Origin of the sequence: Bdellovibrio sp. (assembly GCF_047637665.1) — a bacterium.
In the GTDB taxonomy this organism is placed as follows: domain Bacteria; phylum Bdellovibrionota; class Bdellovibrionia; order Bdellovibrionales; family Bdellovibrionaceae; genus Bdellovibrio.
The window spans coordinates 19,423-45,390 of record NZ_JBLJBT010000028.1; the positions used below are offsets into that span (position 1 = coordinate 19,423).

General features: G+C 46.7%; 23 protein-coding genes. 16 read left to right on the forward strand and 7 right to left on the reverse strand.

Features of this window, described 5'->3' with window-relative positions; translation table 11 throughout:
* Together ACM64D_RS09935 and ACM64D_RS09940 are read right to left on the reverse strand one after the other, a co-directional pair.
* Positions 1–429: a DUF6691 family protein gene (locus ACM64D_RS09935; protein ID WP_415063057.1), complete on the reverse strand. Its 429-nt coding sequence runs from the start codon at positions 427–429 to the stop codon at positions 1–3.
* Positions 426–851, reverse strand: coding sequence for a YeeE/YedE family protein (locus tag ACM64D_RS09940; protein ID WP_415063058.1), 426 nt, complete (start codon positions 849–851; stop codon positions 426–428). Before ACM64D_RS09940 ends, ACM64D_RS09935 begins: the two co-directional genes overlap by 4 nt.
* 66 nt (positions 852–917) lie before the next feature.
* On the opposite strand from ACM64D_RS09940, the gene ACM64D_RS09945 reads away from it, so the two are divergent.
* A complete protein-coding gene (locus ACM64D_RS09945; protein ID WP_415063059.1) occupies positions 918–1,778 on the forward strand; it encodes an MBL fold metallo-hydrolase in 861 nt (286 codons plus the stop codon).
* Positions 1,779–1,782: 4 nt separating this feature from the next.
* The gene (locus ACM64D_RS09950; RefSeq protein ID WP_415063060.1) at positions 1,783–2,136 is read left to right on the forward strand and encodes a rhodanese-like domain-containing protein; all 354 of its coding nucleotides are present in this window, start codon (positions 1,783–1,785) and stop codon (positions 2,134–2,136) included.
* A gap of 12 nt (positions 2,137–2,148) precedes the next feature.
* On the opposite strand, the gene ACM64D_RS09955 is transcribed toward ACM64D_RS09950, so the two are convergent.
* On the reverse strand, positions 2,149–2,592 hold the full coding sequence (locus tag ACM64D_RS09955; protein WP_415063061.1) for an OsmC family protein: 444 nt from the start codon (positions 2,590–2,592) through the stop codon (positions 2,149–2,151).
* The gene (locus tag ACM64D_RS09960; protein WP_415063062.1) at positions 2,589–2,966 is read right to left on the reverse strand and encodes a thioredoxin domain-containing protein; all 378 of its coding nucleotides are present in this window, start codon (positions 2,964–2,966) and stop codon (positions 2,589–2,591) included. The genes ACM64D_RS09955 and ACM64D_RS09960 overlap by 4 nt, the downstream gene beginning before the upstream one ends.
* A gap of 46 nt (positions 2,967–3,012) precedes the next feature.
* Here ACM64D_RS09960 and ACM64D_RS09965 point away from each other — a divergent pair, with 46 nt between their 5' ends.
* The 5 genes from ACM64D_RS09965 to ACM64D_RS09985 all read left to right on the forward strand — a co-directional run bounded on the left by ACM64D_RS09965 (position 3,013) and on the right by ACM64D_RS09985 (position 8,352).
* A complete protein-coding gene (locus ACM64D_RS09965; protein WP_415063063.1) occupies positions 3,013–3,348 on the forward strand; it encodes an ArsR/SmtB family transcription factor in 336 nt (111 codons plus the stop codon).
* Between the two features lie 21 nt (positions 3,349–3,369).
* Positions 3,370–3,567, forward strand: a complete 198-nt coding sequence (locus ACM64D_RS09970; RefSeq protein ID WP_415063064.1) for a DUF2892 domain-containing protein — start codon at positions 3,370–3,372, stop codon at positions 3,565–3,567.
* Between the two features lie 71 nt (positions 3,568–3,638).
* Positions 3,639–4,970, forward strand: coding sequence for a TolC family protein (locus tag ACM64D_RS09975; protein WP_415063065.1), 1,332 nt, complete (start codon positions 3,639–3,641; stop codon positions 4,968–4,970).
* A gap of 2 nt (positions 4,971–4,972) precedes the next feature.
* Positions 4,973–8,170, forward strand: coding sequence for an efflux RND transporter permease subunit (locus ACM64D_RS09980; protein WP_415063066.1), 3,198 nt, complete (start codon positions 4,973–4,975; stop codon positions 8,168–8,170).
* Positions 8,167–8,352, forward strand: a complete 186-nt coding sequence (locus tag ACM64D_RS09985; RefSeq protein WP_415063067.1) for a DUF2892 domain-containing protein — start codon at positions 8,167–8,169, stop codon at positions 8,350–8,352. The genes ACM64D_RS09980 and ACM64D_RS09985 overlap by 4 nt, the downstream gene beginning before the upstream one ends.
* Positions 8,353–8,403: 51 nt before the next feature.
* On the opposite strand, the gene ACM64D_RS09990 is transcribed toward ACM64D_RS09985, so the two are convergent.
* Complete coding sequence (locus tag ACM64D_RS09990; RefSeq protein WP_415063068.1) at positions 8,404–9,042, reverse strand: hypothetical protein; 639 nt, start codon at positions 9,040–9,042, stop codon at positions 8,404–8,406.
* Between the two features lie 172 nt (positions 9,043–9,214).
* Between ACM64D_RS09990 and ACM64D_RS09995 the strand changes: the two genes are divergently transcribed.
* Together ACM64D_RS09995 and ACM64D_RS10000 are read left to right on the forward strand one after the other, a co-directional pair.
* A complete protein-coding gene (locus ACM64D_RS09995) occupies positions 9,215–10,402 on the forward strand; it encodes an MFS transporter (RefSeq protein ID WP_415063069.1) in 1,188 nt (395 codons plus the stop codon).
* 79 nt (positions 10,403–10,481) lie between these two features.
* Positions 10,482–12,473, forward strand: a complete 1,992-nt coding sequence (locus ACM64D_RS10000; RefSeq protein ID WP_415063070.1) for a copper-translocating P-type ATPase — start codon at positions 10,482–10,484, stop codon at positions 12,471–12,473.
* A gap of 45 nt (positions 12,474–12,518) precedes the next feature.
* On the opposite strand, the gene ACM64D_RS10005 is transcribed toward ACM64D_RS10000, so the two are convergent.
* Positions 12,519–13,028 carry a DUF2231 domain-containing protein gene (locus ACM64D_RS10005; RefSeq protein WP_415063071.1) on the reverse strand — a complete coding sequence of 170 codons (510 nt, stop codon included), beginning with the start codon at positions 13,026–13,028 and terminating at the stop codon, positions 12,519–12,521.
* Between the two features lie 252 nt (positions 13,029–13,280).
* On the opposite strand from ACM64D_RS10005, the gene ACM64D_RS10010 reads away from it, so the two are divergent.
* Both ACM64D_RS10010 and ACM64D_RS10015 read left to right on the forward strand, forming a co-directional pair.
* On the forward strand, positions 13,281–14,195 hold the full coding sequence (locus ACM64D_RS10010) for a cobalamin-dependent protein (RefSeq protein WP_415063072.1): 915 nt from the start codon (positions 13,281–13,283) through the stop codon (positions 14,193–14,195).
* A 12-nt stretch (positions 14,196–14,207) separates the two neighbouring features.
* Positions 14,208–15,674 carry a methyl-accepting chemotaxis protein gene (locus ACM64D_RS10015; RefSeq protein ID WP_415063073.1) on the forward strand — a complete coding sequence of 489 codons (1,467 nt, stop codon included), beginning with the start codon at positions 14,208–14,210 and terminating at the stop codon, positions 15,672–15,674.
* Positions 15,675–15,733: 59 nt separating this feature from the next.
* Here the strand turns inward: ACM64D_RS10015 and ACM64D_RS10020 are convergent, their stop codons facing one another.
* Positions 15,734–17,317 (reverse strand): S8 family peptidase, encoded by a 1,584-nt coding sequence (locus tag ACM64D_RS10020; RefSeq protein WP_415063105.1) that lies wholly within the window; start codon positions 17,315–17,317, stop codon positions 15,734–15,736.
* Between the two features lie 322 nt (positions 17,318–17,639).
* Here ACM64D_RS10020 and cfa point away from each other — a divergent pair, with 322 nt between their 5' ends.
* From cfa to ACM64D_RS10045, 5 genes are all read left to right on the forward strand, one after another.
* Positions 17,640–18,773 (forward strand): cyclopropane fatty acyl phospholipid synthase, encoded by a 1,134-nt coding sequence (cfa, locus tag ACM64D_RS10025; RefSeq protein ID WP_415063074.1) that lies wholly within the window; start codon positions 17,640–17,642, stop codon positions 18,771–18,773.
* A gap of 168 nt (positions 18,774–18,941) precedes the next feature.
* Complete coding sequence (locus tag ACM64D_RS10030) at positions 18,942–19,718, forward strand: TIGR02147 family protein (protein ID WP_415063075.1); 777 nt, start codon at positions 18,942–18,944, stop codon at positions 19,716–19,718.
* Entirely contained in the window at positions 19,711–20,835 is a 1,125-nt protein-coding gene (locus ACM64D_RS10035) for a hypothetical protein (protein WP_415063076.1), read from the forward strand. The genes ACM64D_RS10030 and ACM64D_RS10035 overlap by 8 nt, the downstream gene beginning before the upstream one ends.
* A 242-nt stretch (positions 20,836–21,077) precedes the next feature.
* Entirely contained in the window at positions 21,078–21,428 is a 351-nt protein-coding gene (locus ACM64D_RS10040; RefSeq protein WP_415063077.1) for a KH domain-containing protein, read from the forward strand.
* Positions 21,429–21,492: 64 nt separating this feature from the next.
* Positions 21,493–25,872, forward strand: coding sequence for an Ig-like domain-containing protein (locus ACM64D_RS10045; protein ID WP_415063078.1), 4,380 nt, complete (start codon positions 21,493–21,495; stop codon positions 25,870–25,872).
* Positions 25,873–25,968: the final 96 nt, after the last annotated feature.

Here is a 25,968-nt window from a genome sequence, read left to right on the forward strand (position 1 = left end):
TCATCTTTTGAGCTTAAATATGAGATCTGCCTGCTTAAAGAGGCACATTCCCGTCAGCATGCTGGCGACAAAAACCAGAGGGCTGAATTCGAAACTGGCCAAAGAGGTGATGGCGGGGCCAGGGCAAACTCCTGATAATCCCCAGCCGATTCCAAAGATAATAGAGCCTATTATAAGAGCGGGAGTGATTTCTTTTTTAGTAGGGACATACCAATCAGAAGATAGGAGGGGGGCTTTGCGTAGGCGAATGAGTTTATAGGTAATGCAGTGGAGGCCAATAGCTCCCACCATGACAAAGACAAGAGAGGGATCCCAGGAGCCAAAGATATCCAGAAAGCCGATTACTTTTTGGGGCTGAGTCATACCGGAAATCTCAAGGCCTAAAGCAAAGATAAATCCTGCGACCAGCGCGGCGAAAGACTTTTTCAATTTAAGACTCCTAGCTTTTTGAAAATGAACACAGCAAAAACTCCGGTCAGGATAAAGACCAGAGTTGCAATCATTGAGCGGGGTGATAGTCGGCTTATTCCGCAGACGCCGTGACCACTTGTGCAGCCGCTTCCCAGGAGAGTGCCGAATCCGACAAGAAGGCCGCCGACGATCAGGGGCCAGATTTCCGTGCTCCAGCCGTTGTGGGGGTTTGGGGGATTTAAAATTCTGAAGGCGAGGCCGCCACCCAACAATCCTGCGACAAAAGAAAGTCTCCAGGAAGTGTCTCCTTTTTTGTGGGAGAGCATTCCGCTGATGATTCCGCTAATGCCGGTCACTCGGCCATTTAACAGGAGCATTAATGATACGGAGATTCCGATAAGGCTTCCACCCCAAAGGGCGTTGATCCAGTCTTGTTGCATTAAGGCATCTCCTTCGTTAGTCTCTGAAGAATAAAAAATAAATTCTTCAGAATAGCAAGGTGAATTATGAGGCAGATTGTTAGGGAGTTCTTTGATAAGGCGACGTGGACCCTAACGTACGTTGTCTATGATGAAGAAACGAGGGATGCGATTGTGATTGATCCAGTGTGGGACTATGATCCCACTTCCTCTCGGATGAACACGGCTTCCGTTGACGATCTTGTGAGTTTTGTCCGGGATCATCAGCTTAAAGTTCATTATATCCTGGAGACCCATGCGCATGCAGATCATTTTTCTGGGGCGCAGGTGCTCAAAGAGCGCCTTCCGGGAGCGAAGGTGGGGATCGGTTCGCGTATCGTAGATGTTCAAAAGATTTTTCAAAATGTTTTTAACCTTGAATCGGATTTTGAAACAGATGGAAGTCAGTTTGATGTGCTCCTGGAAGACGGGGCGTCTTTGTGTGCGGGCTCTCTTGCGCTTCAGATCCTCCATACGCCGGGTCACACTCCCGCGTGCTCAAGTTACGTCATTGGCGAAAGTGTCTTCACTGGGGATGCTCTGTTTATGCCGGATTCAGGAACAGGACGTTGCGACTTTCCTTTGGGCAGCGCCGAGGAACTTTACAAGTCTGTTCACACAACACTTTATGCGTTGCCTGATCACTACAAGGTTTATGTGGGACATGATTATATGCCCGGAGGAAGGGCTTTGAGTTTTGTATCCACGATAGGTGAAGAGAAAAGGAAAAATATTCAGTTAACAATGGAGACAAGTAAGGAACAATTTGTCGTCTTTCGGGAGGCTCGCGACAAGACCTTGGCCGCTCCGCGATTGTTGTTGCCCAGCGTTCAGGTGAATATTGCGGCAGGTTGTTTGCCGAAGCCCGAAACTAATGGTACTCGATATTTAAAAATTCCAGTGAGGTAAAAATATGAAATTCATTTCAGGAATTCTTGCATTATTTATGTCGCCTGCAGCAAGTCAGGTGGTTTATGCGGACACCACGAACTTTGTTATTCTTGATGTCAGAACAGCTCAGGAGTATTCGCAGAGTCACGTGGAGGGCGCGATTAATATTGATTTTCTAAAATCAGACTTCAAAGAAAAGGTCTCAAAGCTAGACCGCAATAAAATTTATAAGATTTATTGCCGAAGTGGAAACAGATCCGGGCAGGCTTTGCGAGTAATGCAAGGGATGGGTTTTAAAGATTTGGAAAATTTAGGAGGCCTTCAGCAAGCGGCGAAGGCTCTTAATAAGAAAACTGAAGAAGGGGCCTCCCACTAGGGGAGGCTTTTTTTAGTTGCTAAAGTTTGCTTGGCCTACTCCAATTTCTTTGCCATTGAGCACGACGCGATAGTGAATAGGCAGGGCTTTTGAAAGCATCGCACTCACGCCGCAGAACTTGGTTTGTGATAAGTTCACAGACTCTAGAAGGATCGCTTTGTCGACCTCTCCTGTGACTTGAAACAGAAGGTGAGCCTCGGCAAAGACCACAGGATGACCCCCTGAAGATGAAGTGATATCCACCTCGACTTGCAGGGATTTGTAGTCCTGTTTGTATTTTTTAAGAAGAGCAATAACATCCATAGCGGTGCATCCGCCCAATCCCGTAGCGACCAGTTCTTTAGGGGTCATGGCCTTATTTTCACCCAACGGAGCCTTCGCATCCATCGTGACGGCGTTGCCATCGCAGTCCGCTGTGAATCTCATTTTTTCAGTCCAATTCAGGATGGTTTTCATCGTGTTCCTTTCTGTTGGAGGGGGGCAATGTTAAAGATTTCATGAATCGCTTTTTGTAGGCTTTCCTTGGGGGCAAAGCCTGAGGCCATGGCGGGGCCTCCGGTCATGGGAATAAAAAGCAGAGACGGGACCCCGCGAATTCCAAACATGGAAGCTAATTCCGGAGTGAGTTCGGTGTTGACCTTATAGATGTCTACAACGCCGGCGTATTCTTTAGCGAGCTCTTCGAGGACGGGGGAGATGGCTCGGCAGGGGCCACACCAATCGGCGTAAAAATCCACAATGGCAGGACGGCCCCCATTAAAGGTCCACTCTTTGTGCTGCTCAAAGTTAAAGATTTTCTCTTTAAAGGTCTCTTTGTTGAGAATTTCCATAAAAAATCTCCTTGCTTTACGTATTATCATATTATAAAGTAATAATATGTCAAACACAAAAGAAGCTACAAAGATACAAGTTACCAAGATCTCCGTCTCAAAAATGGAAAAGTCCTGCCAGGAAGTCAGTGACTTGTTAAGGGCTCTTTCTCATCCGCAACGCTTGATGATTATGGGGCATTTGACTCAAGGGCCCAAGACGGTCTCTGAACTTGTCGAGTTGTGTGAGGTTTCCCAGTCTCAGTTGTCTCAGTTTTTAGGAAGAATGAAGGCTGAGGGGTTGGTTAAAAGCGAGCGCCAAGGAAAGTATCAGTATTATGCGGTGGCCGATGAGCGTTTGATTCAACTGATTGCTGTTATTCAAAATATTTTTTGTCGATAAACATTAAGAAGGAGTTAGAAAATGAAAAAAAATATCCATTCAATCGAGCGCGTTGTACGAATTATTGCAGGAGTGGTGTTGGTAAGCATGGCTTTTGTAGGGCCGGCGAACCTTTGGTTCTTGTTGGGTCTAGTTCCTTTGGCAACAGGTTTGTTGGGATGGTGTCCTCCTTACGCCATGTGCGGAATCAGCACTTGCCGTTTAGAAAATAAGAAATAAGCGACTCAGACCTCATCTCGACAAGGGGTGGGGTGGTTTTAAATTTAACAACATTATAAGGGCGGATTTTTATGAGCAAAATAGCTCAATGGACCTCTTTTGTCTTTTTGCAGCTAATGATCTTTGGCTTGAGCGCACAGGCAGAGCAGGTGTCCTTTGGTAAAGTTTGGAATTCAATTTCGCAGACCTCTCCAGGTCTCAAGGCGGCAGAGTTGCAATCTCAAGCTGCCGTAGAAGCCAAAGACCGAGCGGGGCGCCACTGGTTGCCGCGACTCTATTTAGATGCAAGATCCTACCAGACGAATGCTCCCGGGCAGTCCTTTTTCGGACTTCTAGAGCAAAGATCTTTGCGACAAACTGACTTTAATCCGGATGCGATTAACAATCCTGACTCTGAAGTTTTCACCAGGGGATCTCTTGGCGTGGATTTGCCTCTTTATGAAGGGGGAATGAAGTCCGCGCAGGTCAGTTTGCAAAATCATCTGTCACAATCTCAAGACCATGAGGCGGCTGGCGTCAGGGTGGAACAGTATTCTGAAGTTGCGAAGGCTTATGGCTCCTTGGGGCTTTTAGAGCAGCAAAAGCAAAAGCTTTTAAATCTGAAACAGATTATCGATCGATTGCTTAAAAGCTATCAAATCGGAGTTAAATCAAACCCTGTGGGTTACTCGGGATTGTTAGGCTTAAAGTCCTTGTCAAATCGAGTTCAGGGACTTCTTGTGCAGTACGAGGCGCAAAGTCGAGCGTACTACGTGGCTCTTAAAGAAATGGGTTATACAGAGAATCAATGGTCACCTCAGGCGGAAGAAACGATTGTCTTCGTTGAAAAGTATCTGGCAAGTCACAGCGAGGAAGCTTCTTTTCAAGTTGAATCGCTGAAGGAAAAGTCCATGGTGGCGCAAGAGGCGTCCAAGATGGAGAAAGCTCGATTCTTACCTCGAGTGGGGGCGTTTGCTGAGAGTTATATCTTTAATGGAAGTCGTGACACAGCCAACGGCTACACGGCGGGACTGTATTTGCAGTGGAGTCTCTTCAACCCTTCCGATTACGGAACTCATAAAGAGGCTCAAATCAAATCATTGGCCGCGCAAAAATACACCGAAGCGATGGAACAAAAAGAACGAGCTGAGAAGCTATCTTTGGATCAAGCTATTCAAGCCCTTAAGGCGAATATTCGTCTTCTTGAGGACAGTCAAAAAATTCTAATTGAGCAGTCGCAAGTGGCCGAGTCTCTTTTTAAGAATGGTTCGATCAATGCCCTTCAGTTTGTCGAAGTTTTAAATCGCCGTGTGGATTTGGTGACTTCACAAGCGGATGCGGGAATGAATCTGCTTCAGGCGGCGTCGCAAAAGGTTTTAAAGGCACGTTTTGAACTTCCCCAAGAATTGTCACAAGGAAAGTAGTTATGAAAAAAGATAAACTTGGTTTTGCAGGAAAACTTGGACAGACCTTTGTTCACTCAAAGCTGACTCCGGTCATTGCGATCGCGAGTATTTTGCTGGGGTTGATGGCCGTCTATTTGACTCCTAAAGAGGAAGAACCACAAATTTCAGTTCCGATGATTGATATTATGACGCCGGTGCCGGGTTATACGGCGAAGGAAGTCGAACGGAAGGTGACCGAACCCATTGAACGGGCGGTGTGGGGTTTGGACGGCGTTGAGTACGTTTACTCTAGCAGTCAGGCCCATGGCAGCTTGGTGACGGTGCGCTTTAAAGTGGGCGAACCCATGGAGCCAAGTTTGGTGAAAATTCATCACAAGCTGATGACTATTAAATCGTCTCTTCCCGAGAACGCTTTAAACTCGCAAGTGAGGTCATTTTCTATTGATGATGTGCCGTTCATGGTTTTGACATTCACTTCCAACAAGTTGAGTGAGTATCAACTCAGAACAGCCGTGGCTCCTTTAGCAAGAGAACTCTCCAGTACGCCGGACTTGGCTCGGGTTGAACTTTTGGGAGGACAGAAGCGGGCTGTGCGAGTTGTTGCCGACCCACGCAAACTTCAGTCCCATGGGGTTTCTTTATTTGCCCTTATGCAGTCGCTTAAGGCCAATGATGCCTTGGCTCCTGCAGGTAAAAACTGGAGCGATAAGGAAGTCTTCGATGTCGAAGTGGGAGGACGCCTTCGTTCGGCCGCAGAGATTTCGAACCTAGCTATCGGTCAAAGAGCCGGTCGGGTTGTTTTAGTTAAAGACGTGGCGCAAGTGACTGACGGCCCTGAAGAGTTGGTGCGAAGTTCTGTTCTATTGGAAAAAAACAAAGAACCTGAAAAGGCCGTGTCCATCGTTTTTGCAAAACGCAAAGGCACGAACGTGGTGACATTATCGAAAGAGCTTCTGCAAAGAGCCGAGACCTTTTTGAAGGAGCGTCCTGAAGAAGTCGGCACTGATATTAAAATGACCGTGGTTCGGGATTACGGATCTACAGCCGAGGACAAGTCCAACGAATTGATTGAGCACTTGTTGTTAGCGACTCTTTCTGTATCGGCGTTGATTGCTCTATTTATGGGAATCAGGGCTTCTCTGGTTGTGGCGATTGCGATCCCCGTGACCTTGGCTTTGACTTTGGCCATCTATTACCTGATGGGCTATACGCTGAATCGGGTGACTTTGTTTGCATTGATCTTCTCTATCGGTATTCTGGTGGACGATGCGATCGTGGTTGTGGAAAATATTGAAAGACATCTTAAGGAAAATCACAAAGATGGTTTGGTGAAAGCCACGATCAAGGCCGTTTCTGAAGTGGGTAATCCGACGATCCTTGCGACCTTTACGGTGATTGCGGCAATTTTGCCGATGGCCTTCGTGCGCGGGCTGATGGGCCCTTACATGAAGCCGATTCCTGTAGGTGCAAGCTTTGCCATGATATTATCTCTTTTTGTGGCATTCATTGTGACTCCTTGGGCGGCGGTGAAACTGCTCAAGAATCATCATCACGAGAGCGACAAGCCCGAGGCCCCGAAGGTCAGTAAGCTGGATCTTCTTTATCAAAAAGTGATGGAGGCGTTGCTAAACACTAAAAAGACGGCGTTGGCTTTTGGCGCCTTTACGGTGGTTCTTTTGATCGCCGCCTCTAGCTTGGTTTACTTTAAGTCGGTTAAAGTGAAGATGCTTCCGTTTGATAACAAACAAGAGTTTCAAGTTTTGATCGATTACCCTGTGACGACACCTCTTTTACAAGGGAAAGTATGGTCGACGGAACTGGCGCAAAGAATTCTTCAGCATAAAGAGGTTGAAGCGGTGCAAGTTTTTGCTGGAGAATCCGCTCCCTATTCTTTTTCGGGAATGGTGAAGCACACCTTCTTGCGCAATGCCGACTATCAAAACGATTTGCAGATCGTTTTGACAGAGAAAGGTCAGCGTAAGGTTTCCAGTCACGAGATCATTGAAAGCCTTCGTCCTGTAATTCAAGAGTTTGCAAAAGAAAAACAGGCGATCACGAAGGTTTTGGAGATTCCTCCGGGTCCTCCCGTTCTGGCCACGATGATGGCGGAAGTTTATGGGCCTGACGAAAAGTCTCGGGAACTGGTGACGAAAGAAATTGAACAGGTGTTTGCAAATGAGCCCAGCGTGGTGGACCTGGACACGACCCTTCGCGGGGGACGTCCTAGAAAAGTCTATGAATACGATCAGGCGCAAGGAGGGGTCTTTGGAACAAAATCCTCCGAGCTAATGGCTTTGGGGCGATTGGTGTTCTCAGAGACTCCCGTGACCAGCTTGCAGGATGTGAACTCTCCTGAAGACGTGAATGTGGATCTTTCTTTTGAACAAAAAGCCAGATCAGGAAGTCGTCCTTTTGAAGGTTTGATGGTTCCTTCTTTTGAATCAGGATCTGTTGAGGCGGAAAGAGTTTTAAAGGCTCCCAAAGAAATTCCCAATCAGGTTTTGCATAGAAAGAACTTAAAACCTGTTTCTTATGTTATGAGTGAATTGTCGGGAAGTGAAGAGGCTCCGGTCTATGGGATCTTGAAGTTGGCTCCGCAGATCAAATACCCCTTGCAAACGGCGGATGTTCCTTGGAACACCAATGCGCCTGTTGTGAAGTGGGACGGAGAGTGGTTCATCACTTACGAAGTGTTCCGAGATCTTGGCGGCGCTTTTGGTGTCGTGATGGTTCTGATTTATATCTTGGTGTTGGGTTGGTTTAGAAGTTTCGCCGTTCCTTTGGTGATTATGACGCCGATTCCTTTAAGTTTGATCGGTATTTTGCCTGGTCATGCCATGATGGGATCTTATTTTACGGCGACATCGATGATCGGATTTATCGCGGGCGCCGGAATTATTGTGCGAAATTCAATTATCCTGGTGGACTTTATCGAGCATCAACTGGGACAGGGCATGGGTCTTAAAGAGGCCGTGGTGAGTGCCGGGGTTCTGAGATTCAGACCGATGCTTTTGACTGCCGCCGCTGTAGTGGTGGGAAGTTCTGTGATGTTGGCCGATCCTATTTTCCAAGGACTGGCTGTGAGCTTGATCTTTGGGGAGGTGGCTGCGACGGTGTTAAGTCGTTTTGCGGTTCCGGTTCTTTATTATTGGCTTGTTGGAAAGACTCGTGCGCGAGTCATTCATAATGAAATGAAAACAGAAGGAAGTGACGTATGACCATTGAAAATCAAATTCGGGCTTTTGCAGGAACATTTATTTTAGTTAGCTTAATGTTGGCCCACTTTCATTCACAGTACTGGCTGTTTTTTACGGCCTTTGTAGGAGTGAATCTGCTTCAGTCCAGTTTCACTAAGTTTTGTCCGTTGGAAATTATTTTAAGAAAGATTCAGAAGAAATAAAAAGATAAAGAAGCGGCTGACCAGGGGGGATCCTTGAGTCAGCCGTGATTTTTATTCGCAAGAGTCAAGTTTGGAAAGGTCAACGATCTTCCAACGTTCAAAGATCAAGAAGCGAGCGCCAAAGAAGTCGCCCATCACCATTTTTCCAGTGCCGTTGGTAAAGACGGTGTCTAGATCTCCTTTTTCTCCCTTAAAACAGATTTTCTGTCCGGCCTTAAAACCATTGAGTTCCGCGACAGGCACTCCCACTTGGCTGATGTGAGCGCGGTAGTCATTGAAGGTGATGTAACTTCCGCCGTCATGGAAGGTGCGTACGCGGAAGGTGAGCATTCCATCGGCAAAGGTATTTGCCACGGTCCCATAATCGAAACCTTTGAGAGAGTTGTTGTAGAAGCTCACGATGTCACCAGATTTCAGAGACTGGAGTTTGGCTTTTTCCATTTCAATATTTTCAGGCGTGGTGAGTTTTGTAACCTCGGAAGGTTTGCGAGGCAAAACATCGGGGTCTTGAGCGTCTTTTTTCAAGAAAAGGTAGTTGTGTTCCTGATTGATTTTATAAACCACATAGGGACTTCGGGTGGCAAGATCATAGACCACTTCATTCACCTGGAAAGCATCCACCTCCTGGGCACTCCAGGCTTGGGGAGCTATTGTCAGGGCAGCTAAAAAAAGCAAGGACTTGAGCTTCATAAAGACCTCCACCTCAAATAAGTTGCAAAAAGAAGACTTGCTCAGAATAAATAGGGGCCTGATTTGAGGAGCTTGGACTGTCACTCTTTTTGACAGTGGCAAGAATCGTTATTTTTTCGATTGCGAGGGCACAGGTTGACGGGGGGGCCTCAAAATACGAGACTTACTTGATATGACTAGCGACGAGAAGTCTCCAAAAGTTTTAAATGCCACCGTGGTGAGACTGGGACTGGTATCCCTGTTTGCCGACATTTCCAGTGAAATGCTTTATCCGATCACTCCCATTTTTTTGACAACGGTCTTAGGGGCTTCGATGTTTTCTGTGGGGCTTATTGAGGGGGTTGCTGAGGGTGTGGCCAGTCTTTTGAAAACCTACTCTGGAAAGTGGTCGGATCAGTTGCAAAAGCGAAAAACTTTTATTTGGTTGGGTTATCTTTTGAGCGCGTTGGCAAAACCGCTTATCGGCGCAGCCGGCTCCTGGGGGCAGGTGTTGAGTGCTAGAGTGGTGGACCGATTTGGAAAAGGAATCCGCTCGAGTCCGCGGGATGCCTTGCTGGCCGAGGCTGTTCCTTTCAGCCTCAGAGGGGCGGCTTTTGGTTGGCATCGAGGTATGGATACGTTGGGGGCAGCCATAGGTCCTCTGTTGGCGTTGGTATTTTTAAACATGACGTCGCAGGATCTTCGTTCTCTTTATTATTGGGCCCTGATTCCTGGGGTGTTGGCGGTCATTGTGGCATTGACAATTCAAGAGGAGAAAAAACGGACCACGGAGCCACCCAAAAAGATTGTCGTCTCTTTGAAGCTATTTAAGCCGAAGTTCAAATCCTATATTTTTGCATGGACTCTATTTTCACTTGCGAATTCAAGTGATGTTTTCTTGCTTTTAAAAGCGCAAAAGTCTGGATTGAGTCTTACTAAAACGGTGGTTTTGTACGCCTTCTATAATTTACTGTACTCTTTAGCGAGTCCTTATTTGGGGCGCCTCTCTGACAAAATGGGTCGACGAGTTGTTTTAATCTCTGGGCTTTCGGTTTTTGCGATAGTTTATCTCTTTTTCGGATATGCGACTTCCGAATGGCACTTTTGGCTGCTCTTTGGCGTCTATGGTATCTACATGGCGGCGACGGATGGGGTGGGGAAGGCATATGCTGTGGATCTTATTGATCCCTCCCTTAAAGCGACGGGCCTTGGTGTTCTGGGGACTGCGACGGGGTTAGCAACAATCTTTGCAAGCTCTGTTGCGGGTTTTATTTGGGACCATTTCGGAGCTTCCTATACTTTTATTTATGGCGCCTGCGGAGCCGCCCTGGCCATTCTTATTTTGTCATTTATAAAAGAGGAATCTGTTCAGGCTTCCTAGACACGTTTTGATCGGTGTCATTTTACAGAACAGAGAATTCATTTTTTATATTTGATCCCGTCGGTGGCAAACTTAAAAGATGCAAGATCATGAAAGTCATCACCACCATCACGGGTCTCACTCTCATCATGCCAATATGGTGGCTGATTTTCGCAGACGATTTTGGGTGTCTTTAATATTGACTGTTCCAATTTTGTTTCTATCTCCCATGATTCAGCACTTTTTAAACTTGGGAACAAGGTTGCGATTCCAAGGAGATCAGTACGTGCTTTGGGCACTTTCTTCTGTGGTCTTCTTCTATGGAGGATCTCCCTTCCTTAAGGGATTGTTTGACGAAATAAGGAAGCACAAGCCGGGGATGATGACCTTGATCGCTTTGGCGATTAGCACGGCGTATTTCTATTCTACACTCGTTGTTCTTGGTTTTCCAGGCATGGAGTTTTTTTGGGAATTGGCGACCTTGATTGACATTATGTTATTGGGACATTGGATAGAAATGAACTCCGTGATGGGGGCTTCGCGGGCATTAGAAGAATTGGCAAGGTTGATGCCGGCCCTAGCGCATAAAATTATTTCTGATGGCAGTATTCAAGATGTCTCTATTGAGCAACTGACTTTACGGGACCAAATCTTGATTCGTCCTGGAGAAAAGATTCCCGCCGATAGTGTCGTGATCAGAGGAATGTCAGCAGTGGACGAGTCCATGCTTACCGGGGAATCAACACCCGTTGTAAAGGCATCAGGAGACAGATTAATTGGTGGAGCCTTAAATGGAGAAGGCTCTCTGGAGGCCGAAGTGAAGAAGATGGGAAAAGAGTCCTATCTCAGTCAGGTCATCGAGCTTGTGCGCGAGGCTCAAGAAAGCAAATCGAGGACGCAAGATCTGGCTAATCGGGCCGCAATGATTTTGACAATTGTCGCCGTTGTTGGTGGGGCGATAACATTAGTGTCCTGGCTTTTTTTGACAAAGCAAAGTTTGGAATTTGCTATTGAGAGAGCTGTGACCGTGATGGTGATTGCCTGTCCCCACGCTCTGGGACTTGCGGTGCCATTGGTGGTGGCTGTATCCACGGCAATCGCCGCAACCCATGGCCTTTTGATTCGTGATCGGGCTGCTTTTGAAAAATCTCGAGACATTGACGCTGTCATTTTTGATAAAACGGGAACATTGACTGAAGGAAAGTTTGGAGTCACGGACACCATCGTTTTTTCTCCGCTTTTTTCTGAGAAAGAAGTGCTGTGCTTGGCCGCAGCGGTGGAGACTCATTCAGAGCATCCTCTGGCCAAAGGAGTGGTCGCTGCCGCCCCAGAAAGAAGGGCTGTCAGCGATTTTAAGGCGATCCCCGGAAAAGGAGCGGAAGGACGAGTGGATGGGAAAAAAGTCACTGTCGTCAGTCCTGGATTTTTAAAGGAAAATAAAATTAGTATCCCGAGTAAAGAAGAGGAAATTGCAAGACTCTCCTCTCAAGGAAAGACGGTTGTATTTGTTTTAGTAGAAGGGAGTTTGGCGGGTGCGATCGCATTGGCTGACATTATTCGAACAGAATCAAGGTTGGCTATTCAACATCTTCAACGTTTGGGAATCAAATGTATGATGCTCACAGGCGACAATAAATTGGTGGCTCGGTGGGTGGCCGAAGAAATCGGTCTAGATGAATATTTCGCAGAAGTTTTGCCGCATCAAAAATCAGAGAAGATCAAGGAGGTTCAGTCGCGAGGTTTGATCGTGGCTATGACCGGAGATGGAGTGAACGATGCTCCGGCTTTAGCTCAGGCGGATATAGGAATTGCGATCGGCGCTGGGACGGATGTTGCTATTGAGGTCGCAGATATTATTTTAGTGAGAAGCAATCCTCAAGACGTTGTTGCGATTATTGATTTAGCCAGGGTTACCTATAAAAAGATGCTGCAAAATATTTGGTGGGCTTCCGGATATAATATAATCGCCATGCCTTTAGCTGCGGGAGTTCTATATAAAATGGGAATTCTTTTGAGTCCGGCCTTGGGGGCGGTGCTGATGTCGCTAAGTACGGTAATTGTGGCGGTGAATGCAAAATCGTTGAAGCTCTAAGATCTCCCTTGCCGTCGTAAGTTCGGCAAGGGAGTGTTTGCAGACTTAGTGATAAAGAGGAGGCTGTTTTTCCTCGTAGCGTTCCTCAAGGCGTTCTTGTTCGGCACTCATGTCGACGCCCACCTTGTAGCGACCGATCATCTCCCAGCCATAATAGCCAGCACCTGTTAAGAAAATCAAACCCACAGCAGATAGAAACAGAGATGTGCCTAGGCCGATATCACCGGTGTTCCAGCTTCCGCTGATAAGGTAAGCGTTGATGGCATAGAGGCCGAGAGTGATCAGATTCAGCACCATGTGCGTGAGACCACGGCGCTTGGCTTGAGTTTGATTGGGAATTCCTAAGGCCCAGTCTATAAAACCAGGCACGGCGGCAACGAGAGCTGTAATCACAGCGGCAAAGTTGCAGAAGTAGCCAAGTTTGAACCAAAAAATATCGGAGCTGATTGTTTGATAAGTTAAAAATCCCAGGAATGTCATGACATAAAACGTGATAGGAAATCCCACCAGCATCGGGTGAATGGGATGGCCTGCGATTTTGGCTTTGCTGTACATAAGGGCCTCCTTGTTATTGATATCAGGTTAGGGTGTCGGGAGTAGCTCCTTCAAGAAGGTCGCCGGGGTGGCGCTAAAAAGCATAGGACGAGACTGTCGAACACCTCATTTTTTTTGGGAGTCGGCTTCATACTTTTGTCTAAGATTGAGACGAATAATTTCTCTCGTGATTATATTTCACATATTTTGATTAAAAAAAATATTATCATATGGCTAATGAATTAATCAAAACAACCGATAAGGTACCTAAGTATGTCGATAATAGATTCTCTCCTGGACATTGATCAAGTGAATCAGCTGACGGGGCTTCCCCAGGCGACTTTGCGAAATTGGGAAAAGAGATATGGATTTCCCAAACCGCAGCGCTCGCAAGGGGGCCATCGCCTCTATGCTATCGAAGAAGTGAATCGAATTCGTGAGGTGGCGAATTTATGCAAAGGTGGCATGAAGCCTCGAGAAGCGATTCACCATGTTTCCGCCGCAGAAGAGAGTGCAAAGATCGCGGTCGGTAACATTAAGACTCCCTCGCAAACCTTGAGTGAAGGTTTGTCGATGGTATTAGAGGCCCTTTATAGATACGACATCCTGTCTGCCGAAGAGCAGATGTCGAGAATTGGTATGCGTCTAAGCGAAACAGACTTATTGGAACTGATCTACCCCAAGTTGCTGATGCAAGTTGGGAGTGATTGGGAGAGGTCGGCGATCAATGTGGCGCAAGAGCATTTTTGTTGGAGTTTTTTACGTATGCGCCTGTTGAATTACTTTAGACCCCACAGAGTGAATCCTCATCTACCGAAGGCCCTTTTGGCAACGCCTCCCGGGGAGCTTCATGAGGGGGGATTGTTATTGCTGGCCGCCTTCATGATGTTAAAAGGCTGGCAGGTCTACTATCTGGGAGTCAATCTTCCATTGGCGGATCTTCAGCAGGCCTCTTCCACGATTAAACCCGATGTCGTCTGCATTTCGTCTTTGGAAGCGGCTACGGTTTTAAAAAATTGGAATGATTTGCAGAAGATTCATCGCACCGTCGTAATTGGCGGGCCGTGTTTGGCACAACTCAAGACGCAAGAGCCTCATGGTTCATCGGGAATTTATTTTATTGAAGGGGAGCTTGCGGCCGCGGTCGACGATATTGCACTTCTGGTACAGTCAAATGCCCAAAGTTAAGAGGAGATTCTTATGTTCGGATCAAAAATGAGTCTTAAAGTGAAACTTTTGTTTCTGTGTCTTTTTATGTCTCTTGTTCCGATTATCGTAGGAGGATTTTCCTTTTTTGGCATGAGGGACTTGGCTGCTAGTTATGAAAAAGTATCCGAAGGTGTTTTGCCCAACATACAAACGGCAGACCAGATGTATCTGAATTTTCGAGGGGTGCGCATCAGCTTGCGCAGTTTAGGACTTCCGGGATTGAGCAAAGAACAAGGGGCTGCGTTTGTAAAAGATGTTGAAGCCAACATCGCAGAATATGAGCAGCACAATAAGATCTATAAAAGTGGTCAATTTATTCCAGGGGAAAAAGAACTTCATGACAAGGTCGATGCGACTTGGAGTTCCTTTAAGTCCATAGGAGAAACGGTTCTTAAGTATTATCGCTCGGGAACTCCTGAAGATCATGAAAAAATGATGAAGATCTTTTTCTATGATTGTATGGAGGCGGCGAGAAACTATGATGAGGCCATGACGAAATTGGTGGCTTTTCAAAGAAGCAACGGGGCTCAATTTGTTAAAGAAGCTCAAACGACAAATAGCCAGACTAACAGTGCGATGCTGGTTGTAATTAGTGTTGGACTTCTTGGTGGATTGGCTTTCGGTGTCTTTTTTGCGATCTCTTTGTCAAAGGCTATCAGTGCGGTCGCCAAGGAATTAGCGGGGGGAGCAAATCACGTGACTCAAGTGGCAGAGCAGATTTCGACCTCGTCTTTTTCTCTATCTCAGGCGGCCTCCCAACAGGCCGCTTCCTTGGAGGAAACGGTGGCAACAATGGAAGAGTTGACCTCCATGGTGAAGGTCAATTCCGAGAATGCGAAGCAGGCTGCGGCACTGGCTTCTTCAACGCGGGAAGTGGCTCTGAAAGGTGAAAAGGAAATTAGCACTCTGATTGAATCAATTCAGAGTATTTCGTCAGATTCTAAAAAAATTGCTGAAATCACTTTAGTCATTGATGACATCGCTTTCCAAACGAATCTTTTGGCTCTCAATGCGGCGGTGGAAGCCGCTCGGGCCGGAGAACAAGGTAAAGGTTTTGCGGTCGTCGCGGAAGCGGTCCGTAACTTGGCACAACGAAGTGCCGAGTCGGCGAAAAATATTGCGACTTTAATTAGTGGAAGTGTTGAGAAGATCGAACGAGGCAACGCTCAAGCCCGCCAGGGAGGTGTTGTTCTTGCAGAGATTGTTTCTGCCGTGAAAAAGGTTTCGGATTTAAACGGTGAAATTGCGACAGCCAGTGAAGAGCAGTCCCATGGAATTGCGCAAATTGGCCAAGCGATGAATCAACTAGATCAAGTGACTCAACAAAATGCCGCGTCCTCTGAGGAGGCTGCGACTGCCGCCAAAGAGCTTTCGGCTCAGTCCGAGACTCTTTTGGGCAGCGTGGGAATTCTGAACTGTATTGTTGCCGGGGAAGATGCTCAGCGCATGGCTGCTTAAGCTTTGACCTGTTTTAGATTCGCCAAGGCGGCCCAGGGCCCCTTGGCGAGGTTCGCCGACTATTTGTCGATCCATTCCAGCCGATCAATGAGAAAGCCCCATTTCTCAAGAGACAGATCGGCCTTCATTTGAATAATAATCTTATCGCCCATGACGGACTCCGAAGTGTAATCTTCGGAGTTAAAGGAAATTTCTTCGACGATCGTGCCATCGGCTTTTTGAATTTGAATTTTGTCGAACCCTTCTTCAAGATCGATTTTTGAAAAATGCACTCGCACGTAGGCCGCCCCCGGTCGAGTCAGTTCCCATTTTGACTTGTCGGCACTTGAATAGGGATGGGAGCTTTCGACCTTGGCGTTTTGCTTTTTCCAGTTCGTTTGATCTGGTTCGGCTTCTGGAGAGCGAATGTTCAGATAGGAATTCCAAGCATTCAAACGGCCGTGGGAAAGAATTTTTCTTTTTAAACTATAACTAGGGTCCGCCCCCTTTAAGAGACGATTTTTAATTTGCAGATAGCTTTCTTCTGGAAAGATCGACCACAACAACGCGGCGACACCGGCCACATGAGGGGCGGCCATGGAGGTCCCGCTGTAGGCATCATAATTGTTGTTTAAAACTGTACTATAGACGCCAACCCCGGGGGCTGCGATATGAACAGTTTTAGCGCCGTAGTGAGAAAAGTTGGCCAGTTGGTCCTGGTTGTCCGTTGCAGCGACAGAAATAATATTTTTCAGATCATAGTTCGCGGGATAAAAAGGAATCTGATCATTGTCCATGGAGTCATTGCCCGCGGCCGCCACAAAAAGAATACCACTTTTTTCTAAATCGGAAATGGCCTCATGGAGGATCTGAGAGTAGGGATCACCACCCCAACTGGCGTTGACCACCTGGGCCCCCATGAGCTGGGCATAATAAAGGGCTTCGACGATGTCGGCGAGCTCTCCCTGGCCTCTTTCATCAAAAGCCCGAATTGACATAATAGACACCTGCCAGTTGACGCCAGCAATTCCTTGTCCATCATTACCACGCGCTCCAATGATTCCCGCACAGTGAGTGCCGTGTCCCAATTCGTCTTTAGGGTCGGCATCTTTTTTTACGAAATCCCAACCGTAATAATCATCGACGAAGCCGTTATGATCGTCATCTAAACCATTATTGGGAAGTTCATTTTTATTGATCCAGATGTTCTCTTTCAGGTCCGAGTGGGTGTATTCAACTCCCGAGTCAATGACCGCCACTTTGATGGTGGAATTTCCCGTGAAGCCTTTTTCCCAAAGAGGCAGAACATGAACGTCGGCGCCTTCTTTGCCAATATCGCCTAAAGGACTGGCTTGGCCTTGGTTGTTTAAGTTCCAAGATTTTTCAAAGGCGGGATCATTGGGGATACGAGCCAATCTGTAGATTTTGTTTTTCTCAATATTGCGAACCCAAGGTTGTGCACGGAGTTCGGCGGCCGATTGGTCATCCCCCTGAAAAACAAAATGCTGTCCCGTCGCAAGAGCTTGAATATTTGCGCCAACGTTCATTGGCGAATAGTGGAGTGACTGAACGATTTGTCGAAACTGAGGCTTCACCTGAACCAACCAACCTGTTTGGGATGCGGTTGCGGTTTGAGTCAGTGATAGCAACATCAAAAATAACACGATTCTCAAGGAATCCCCCTCTAAAGCTTATCGAAGTCTCATATCGCAAAAATGAGGGTGTTAACAATAAAAGAACAACTTAATGGATCTTATTTTTGAAGAGAACGGGGGCATTTAAGGGGGGGAGGATGAGAGGTCTTGGGCTTTTGGAGGCTAAAACCAGGGCTTGCCGGGGAAAGTCGAACTTGGCAATTCACAAGAAGGGCTCCGAAACGAAGCTGGGGATCGTGCTCAATTGCAATATTTAAGTAATATGGTTGCTTGGCTCTGTCCAGGCCACGGTATCTTAGGGAAGTTCAATCTTGCAAAAAAGGAGATTTGAATGAATCCGGATACATTGTCTCATCATGGTTCCCAGGATTTTGTAAGCAGCGTTCTTTATCGTGCGGGCATTGTCGTGAACGGGCGGGCGCCCTCGGATATTAGGGTGCACAATCCGAAGTTTTATGATCGAGTTTTGGCTTTTGGTTCCCTCGGCCTGGGAGACTCTTATGTCGAAGGGTGGTGGGACTGTGAAGATCTCAGTCAGTTCTTTTTTTTACTTTTGCGAGCGCGCCTTGATGAACAGGTCAATCCTGCGACCTATCTATATCAATCCATAAAATCAAAAGTTTTTCAGTTGTCTAGTCGGACCGACGCTTTCAAGATCGGCGAAGTTCATTATGATCTCGACGGGGATCTTTATGAGGCGATGTTAGACAGAAACATGATTTATACCTGCGGCTATTGGAAAAATGCCAAGACATTAGATGAAGCCCAAGAGCACAAACTTAAACTTGTCTGCGACAAACTTTATATTGAACCCGGTATGAGGGTGCTGGATATCGGGTGTGGTTGGGGAGGATTCCTCAAATATTGTGCAGAAAAGTATCAGGTCAGCGGCGTGGGCGTCACCGTTTCACGAGAGCAAGCGGCCTTCGCAAACAAGAGATGTGAGAATCTCGATGTCGAGATTCGTCTGCAGGACTATCGCGATGTGGTTGGCAAATTCGATCGTATTGTTTCATTGGGAATGGTGGAGCACGTCGGGAAGAAAAACTATAAAACTTTCTTTGAGACTGCGGCTGACTGTTTGACTGATGATGGATTGTTTCTTCTGCACACGATCGGTGGAAACAAATCCGAGGCCGGGACTGACCCCTGGATTGAGCGCCATATCTTTCCCAATTCAATGATTCCCTCCATTGCGCAATTGGGACAGGCCATGGAGGACCTTTTTGTTATGGAAGATTGGCATAACTTCGGGGTCGACTACGACAAAACGCTCCTTTCGTGGTTCGAGAACTTTGATAAAGGATGGCCGAACCTTTCTGCTAAGTTTGATCATGCGTTTTATCGTAAGTGGAAATACTATCTTTTAAGTTGTGCGGGGTCTTTCCGCGCCCGACGGAATCAACTGTGGCAGATGGTGTTGTCGAAGTCTGGAAGGTCGGGGGGATATCAAAGTATTCGTTAAGCAATCCTTCCTAAGGCCACCCCTCTATAACACTGTGACAGGAAACTGTTCTGGAAACTGGCGGGTGTTGCTAATTTTGTAAAATGCAACACGTTTGAGCTCAGCCCGGGATTTGCGTCTATATTTGTCTTGATTATGAAGTTGGGGTTGTACTATAGACACTTGTTGATGGATAACTCAAAAAAAGTTCCTTATTTTGTTATTAAGTTAAACGAAGCATTTCGTTTAAAAAAACAAAAGAACAAAAGCTTTTCTTTAAGAGCGTTTGCCAAATGTCTGTCCATGAATCCAGGGACGCTTTCTGCTGTTCTTAAGGGTAAAAGAACAATTTCTATCGTCGATGCAAAAACAGCAGTTTCGGTTTTGAATTTGTCCGCTACGGAAAAGGCGGAGTTCCTAAAGAGTGTTGGAGATAGACTTAGCTATATTGATGATTCCTATCAGGTAGATCCCAAAGAATATAAAGTTCTCTTCGAGGAGTGGGAGTACTTTGTTCTATTGGCCTTTCTTCGAAAGGATAGCGAAGGGTATGGTGAGATGGAAATATCATCTCGTGGTGGGTTTTCTTTGGAAAGAACTCGAGAGTGTCTGGAATTTTTAAAGAAAATGGGCCTTGTGGAGATGGTTTCGGAAAAGTGGCGTAGAGTGCATCGTAATATACACTCTACGCACGATGTGCCGTCATCATCTGTTCGGAAGGCTCATGAACATGCCCTGACTATGGCAATGAAGAAACTAGATCTTCCTGTTGCTGTTCGCGACTACTCATTCCTAAATATTAATTTGGATGAGAAGCAATTCAAAAAATACAAGCGCCTTGCTTTAAAGTTCAGAAATGATGTTTTTAGCTTGGATAGTGCCTCCACCAACGGGGAGGTCTACAGAGTCTCTATTCAGTGTTTTCCCCTTCTAGAAAGGGTAAATCAAGGAGGCAAAGATGCGTAGTTTTCTTTTCATACTTGTATTTCATGCCTCCTTCTTTGCCTTTGCTGGAGGTGATTGGGTTGGTAATGGCGGTAATGTGATTCAATGCGGTCCCTCTTCTCGCATGCAGTTGCTTGATTATTATGAGGCAGAAATGAGGGGTCTGAATATTGATTTGGGCCATGGAACAGTCACTTATATCGATAAGGTGCAATATGTTTTGAAAAGATTGTCCAAGATAAATCCCGGTCGTGCAGAAAGGTATCATGTCTGGGCCAGTCAGTTTCTGCAGGAAGTGCAGTGGATAGATGATAGTAATATCCGACCCATTAAAGATATAGGGCCCGTGATTTTGCCCGAAGGTTGTGAACTTATTCAAACGGTCTCTCAATATCCCAATGAACAGATTCCCCCAGGTGGCAAACGTTATGCTATTTCTCAAAAAGTCTGGAATCAACTTCCTGAGGAAGACAAGGCAGGGCTGGTTTTGCATGAACTTATTTATCGAGAGGCTATTTTAAATAAACAAATCTCTTCCCTTAAAGTCAGATATTTTACCGGACTTATCAGCTCTCAAGATATGGATCGGCTTACAAGCCTTGAGTATCTAAAACTTCTAAATTATGTGGATTTGGGTGATGTTGAATATAATGGGTTCACCTTAGAGTTGGATCAAATGAGATTTTATCCAACAGGGGAAGTTCTTGCCGCAATAGTTGGGGCGGGCCGGCCTCATCCGGTTTGGGGAAGTCAATTTCAGAATCGTTGGATAACCTTCTATAGATCAGGAGCGGTGGAGAAAATTCTTTTGCAGTGGGGAGATCACTTTGAAATCCAGCACGGCGAAGAAACTCTTCGCATCGTATCGTCAGTGCCTCTGGGCAGGACAGAACAGGTTCTTTTTTACGAAAGTGGAGTTCTGGCCCGAGGTGGTATTGCTCGGAACTCAAAGATTAAAATAAGTGGACAAAATGTTTACGTTTCTAATGGCCCTGAGGGATATGTTGAATTTTATCCAAATGGAAATTTGAAGACTGGATATCTTGAAACACCCTATGTCTTTATTAAAGACGGTAAGACCATGACTATTCAAGGGAACACCATCTTTGATATCAATGGAAATCCCTATTCGATTTAGAGATGAGACAGGCAGTTCTGCCGTCTCTGCAAATGCAATTTCAGCCTTGGGTTTAGTTTTTCCTTAGAACATCAGTATCTGTTTGTTTTTATAAGGAATTCTCTATCGTTTTAGAAGTCTTAGAAACAGATCAAATATCTTTTCCCCTGCAACAGCAACGAAATCAGAGTGTGTTTATTAAAGATATCTCAACGGTGTGCCGATTTTCTTAATAGGGTAACGCTTTTAAGAGGGGAATGGTCGTGACGAATGATGTAAGGCCACCGTTGGTGATCATCAAGAAACAGAAGATTGCGGAAGACTTGCAGAAAATGGATATGACTCTACCGAGTAAAGAGGAAGTCGTAACTAATCTTAAGAAAAAAATAGAAGAGCTTCTACATATGATGGTGGAGGATTCAGATGATATCAAAGTTTCTGTGACTCAAGGCGAGCGCACAACGACATTTGTAATTTCATGCGAGCAACGCAATATTGCAAGGATCTTGGGGCAAAAAGGAAGACACATCGAGGCCTTTCGAACTTTGGTTATGGCGATAACGGGGCGATATGGATTTAGAGCTATTGTCGAGGTTCCTTATTTTCCTAAATAGGATGGACCTGCGTAGCACACATAAAAGATACGACGGACTTTATTTACTTTAGGAGTGTCTTGAAATGAAAGATCTGCACGTTATGGTATCGAGATGGTTTAGACTTGGAGTGGTCGGAGGACTGGCATTAGGTCTTTCCGCGTGTAATATCTCGGCATCTCTTTTAAGTGATCAATTCAAATTAAAAACTCGTATAGATTCTGAGACGACTCCAACCCATATCAATGATTCCAATCAGGGGCATTTTCCGATAGCTGGTCACTGCCCGAAGGGAGCTAAGGAAGTTGTCCTTGAAGCTCAAGTGACGACGGCATTTTCTTGCGTTGATGGAGAGTTCAGCGGCAGCTTGGATCTTTCTCACTTATCAGAAGGGGACCATGTATTTGTTCTAAGACCCGATGTGGGAGAGTCTAAAACTTGGGTTGTGGTGAAAGACATTACCCCACCTACAGTAAAACTGGATCCTGTGGCTTCATTTATCAATCTTGCCAATGCTTCGGCTTTTCCAGTGAGTGGGACCTGTTCTGAGTCGGGCCAATTTGTTTTTATAATATCCGGTCTTTTGCGAGTTCCGGTGCAGTGTTCGTCGGGGATTTTCGGCGGAAGCCTAAATCTTATGGATCTTTCTGAAGGCGCTGTATCTATAGCTGCGGTTCATGCGGATGCCGCAGGCAATGAGACCTCTGATAGTGCATCTACACAAAAGGATACGATTCGTCCCGGTTTGGCTGTTCTTACAAATTTACCGGCGTCCCCATCTCCTCACATTAGTTTAAACTCTGTGGTCAGTGGGACTGATGTAACGGAGTATGCGTATAAAGTTGGAGTGGCAAGTAGTGTGAGTTGTACTGACACTTCAAGTGGGTACAGTTCGTTTAGGGAAGTCTCAATAAATTTAATAACTGATATCTCGTCTTTGCCTGATACGACTTTAAAGCTCTGTGTCTGGACACAAGACATCGCAGGCAACCGTCAGCTGGATTCTGATATTTACGAATACACCTGGAACAAAGATAGCACGATTGCTTTAGCGACAATCAGTGATTTTGATCCAGTGGGAAATATAAGCAATGTGGCGGTGGATCGCAAAGTTTCAGTCGGTGGTGTAAATATCACCTCTTATAAAGCCGTGGTACTTCACAATTATTCTGATTGCTCTAGCGCGGATTTTGGCGGTGCAGTTGAAACGCCCGTGACGACAGATTTTACTTTTCCAATTAGTTCAGACGGTACTTATTTAGTTTGTGTGATTGGTAAAAACGTCGCCAACTTTTGGCAGCCTGTGAATGCAGCCACGGCATCGAATCTTTTGACTATTGATCGCGTGCCACCGTCGTTGGCTCTTGTCTCGACAGCGCCAGAAACATTTAATACGTCCTCTTTCAGTGCGACGGCAACCTTTTCAGAAAGTGTTGCTGGTTTAGAGCTGAGTGATATCGTCGTGACTAATGGAACAGTTTCTGATTTTAGTGGCTCTGGTACAACCTACACCTTTACAGTGACACCCACGGCACAAGGACTTGTCACTGTCGCCGTCGGGGCGGGGGTGGCAACAGATGCAGCAAGCAATGGCAATACAGTTGCGACAAACTTATCAAGAATCTTCGACTCAGTCTCTCCTGGAGTCACATTAAGTGGAGGATCTGCAAATACCAATGGTGCTTTCGCGGCAACTCTTACCTTTAGCGAAGCGGTTTCAGGTGTAGAGCTTGGTGATTTTGCAGTGACTAATGCAATCCTAACAAGTCTATCCGGCGGTCCCAGTGTATATACCGTGACCGCGACCCCGGTTGTCGAGGGAGCAGTGAGCTTGCAGTATCAAGTTGGAAAAGCGCAAGACGCTGGTGGCAATAGTAATACAGCATCTAATACTCTAAATAGTACCTATGACAGCATTGCGCCCACAGTCAGTCTGTCTTCAATAGCTGGAGATCCCTTTAAAAATTCAAGCTTTGACGTGACGGCGACGTTCTCTGAGTCAGTAACGGGTTTTGCTGCTAGTGATATTACTGTCACTAATGGAACAGTGTCTGGTTTTAGCGGTTCTGGCGCGACCTACACCTTTACCGTGACTCCTGCGGCACAAGGGCTTGTCACTATTGCTGTTAATGCCGGAGTAGCGACAGATGCCGCAGGCAACGGCAATACAGCAGCAACGTCGCTCACAAGAACCTATGATAGCGTCCAGCCAAGTCTGTCTCTGTTTTCGGCATCTGGTGATCCATTTAACACGTCTACGTTTTCAGTAACGGCGACATTTTCTGAGTCGGTAACAGGTTTTGCTGCTGGTGATATTAGCGTCACTAACGGAACAGTGTCCGGTTTTAGCGGTTCTGGTACGACGTACACCTTTACGGTGACGCCCGCAGCACAGGGGCTTGTTACTGTCGCTGTTAATGCCGGAGTAGCTACAGATGCCGCAGGTAACGGCAATACAGCCGCAACGAACTTAACAAGAACCTATGATAGCATCAAGCCAAGTCTGGCACTCTCATCAGCGTCCGGTAATCCGTTTAATGCCGCTAGCTTTTCAGTAACGGCGACATTTTCTGAGTCGGTAACAGGTTTTGCTGCTGGTGATATTAGCGTCACTAACGGAACAGTGTCCGGTTTTAGCGGTTCTGGTACGACGTACACCTTTACGGTGACGCCCGCAGCACAGGGGCTTGTTACTGTCGCTGTTAATGCCGGAGTAGCTACAGATGCCGCAGGCAACGGCAATACAGCCGCAACGAACTTAACAAGAACCTATGATAGCGTAGGGCCCACTATAACAGGACTTAGTAGTGACCCGATCTGGAAAACCTCTAAGACTTGGAGTTGGGGCTGTAGTGAAACTTGCACTTATCGTTTTGTTGTAGATACAAATGCAGGAACGATCCCAAGTGGTGGGTATGGCTCAACGACAACGACCTCACAATCCTCAGGGTCCGGAACCCATTATCTTCATGTTCAAGCCCAGGATGAGGCTGGTAATACGTCAATCACGCATGTATCAGTCCTTCTGGATAATACGAATCCGACAGCACCAACGAGTATAATCGATGGAATAACGCTGAGTTCGCTCACCCAGAGTCCAACAATCACTTTTACAAGCGGTACGGATGCCCATAGCGGTGTGCAAAAACATCAACTACGCGTCCTCAGGGTCTCTGATAGTTTTGTGATGAAAGACTGGCATGACTTTACTTCTGGTAACGCTGTCACGGGTCTTTCTTTAACGACGAATACGTCCTATAAAGTTGAAATTAAGACGCTCGACAACCTCAACCGCGAATCCCTGATCACGGCAAGCGACGGGTGGGTTGCTGATGCAACGGCGCCAGGAGCAGCCAGCGGGTTATCATTAGGTTCCGTACCCAACAATCTGACAACATCTCCGACATTGAGTTGGTCTGCTGCCGGCGACGGATCGGGATCTGGCGTCGCATTCCACGAAGCGAGAGTCTTTAGAGCATTAGATCACGCAGCCATGAGCGCTTGGACTGTGTTGTCGTCAGGAGGCTCGATTTCTGGGATGACATTGGTTGGAGGAACACAATATTACTTCAAAGTTCGAGCTACAGACAAGGCAGGAAATGTTGGATCAGAGTCGGCGGCATCAAGCAGTTGGACAGCGGTTTCTTGTGTCCCAGGTTCTAAGACTTTTTCTTATACAGGGGGGGATCAAACATTTACCGTTCCATCAGGTTGCTCATCTATCACGGTGAAAATGTGGGGTGCCGGAGGTGGCGGGGCTAATCTTTCTGGCTATTATCCTTATGCTGGCGGGGGAGGAGGTTTTACGACAGGAGTATTATCTGTTACTCCGAATGAGAATCTAACAGTAATAGTTGGTCAAGGAGGGCGTGGATCGGTCTCTGCGCCAGTGGCCGCGACTTATGGCGGAGGTGGGGCCGTGGGCCTTGGCGATTGGGCTGGGGCCAGTGGAGGTCAGGGGGGCGGTCGCTCAGCTTTAAAAAGAGGCGGTACGGAAGTTTTGACCGCTGGTGGTGGAGGTGGTGCCGGACACGCTGGCGGCGGAGGAGCTGGTGGTGGTCTGTCCGGGCTCAATGCAACTTCATATTATGCTGCCGGGGGAGCATCTCAGGTGGCCGGTGGTGCCGCAGGAACTGGGGGCACGGTCGCAGGCTATGCAGGTACTCAGTTCACTGGTGCCACCGGAAGAAACTATTCCGGTGGCTATATCGCAAGCTCCGGTAGTGGTGGCGGAGGATATTATGGGGGCGGCTCAGGTGCTGTTTCCGAAGAGCCTTGGAGTTGTGAAGTCGGAGGCGGTGGAGGCGGTTCAGGTTATCTCGGCTCGGCCGCGTCAGCTTCAACCGTAGCAGGAAGTGGTGCAACTCCGGGCAATGCTGGTGATGGTGATCGTTCTGGTGCGGGGCAAGGAGGTAGTGACTATAATGTGTCTGGTGCCCATGGGGTAGTGATTATTAGTTGGTAGCTGGGGTAAGGCCAATGGCAGAAATCATATCAACAGGCACAAGCCCTATTTTGGGATTGCGCTACCTCCCTTTGTCTTACTATAAGGCGTTTCAAT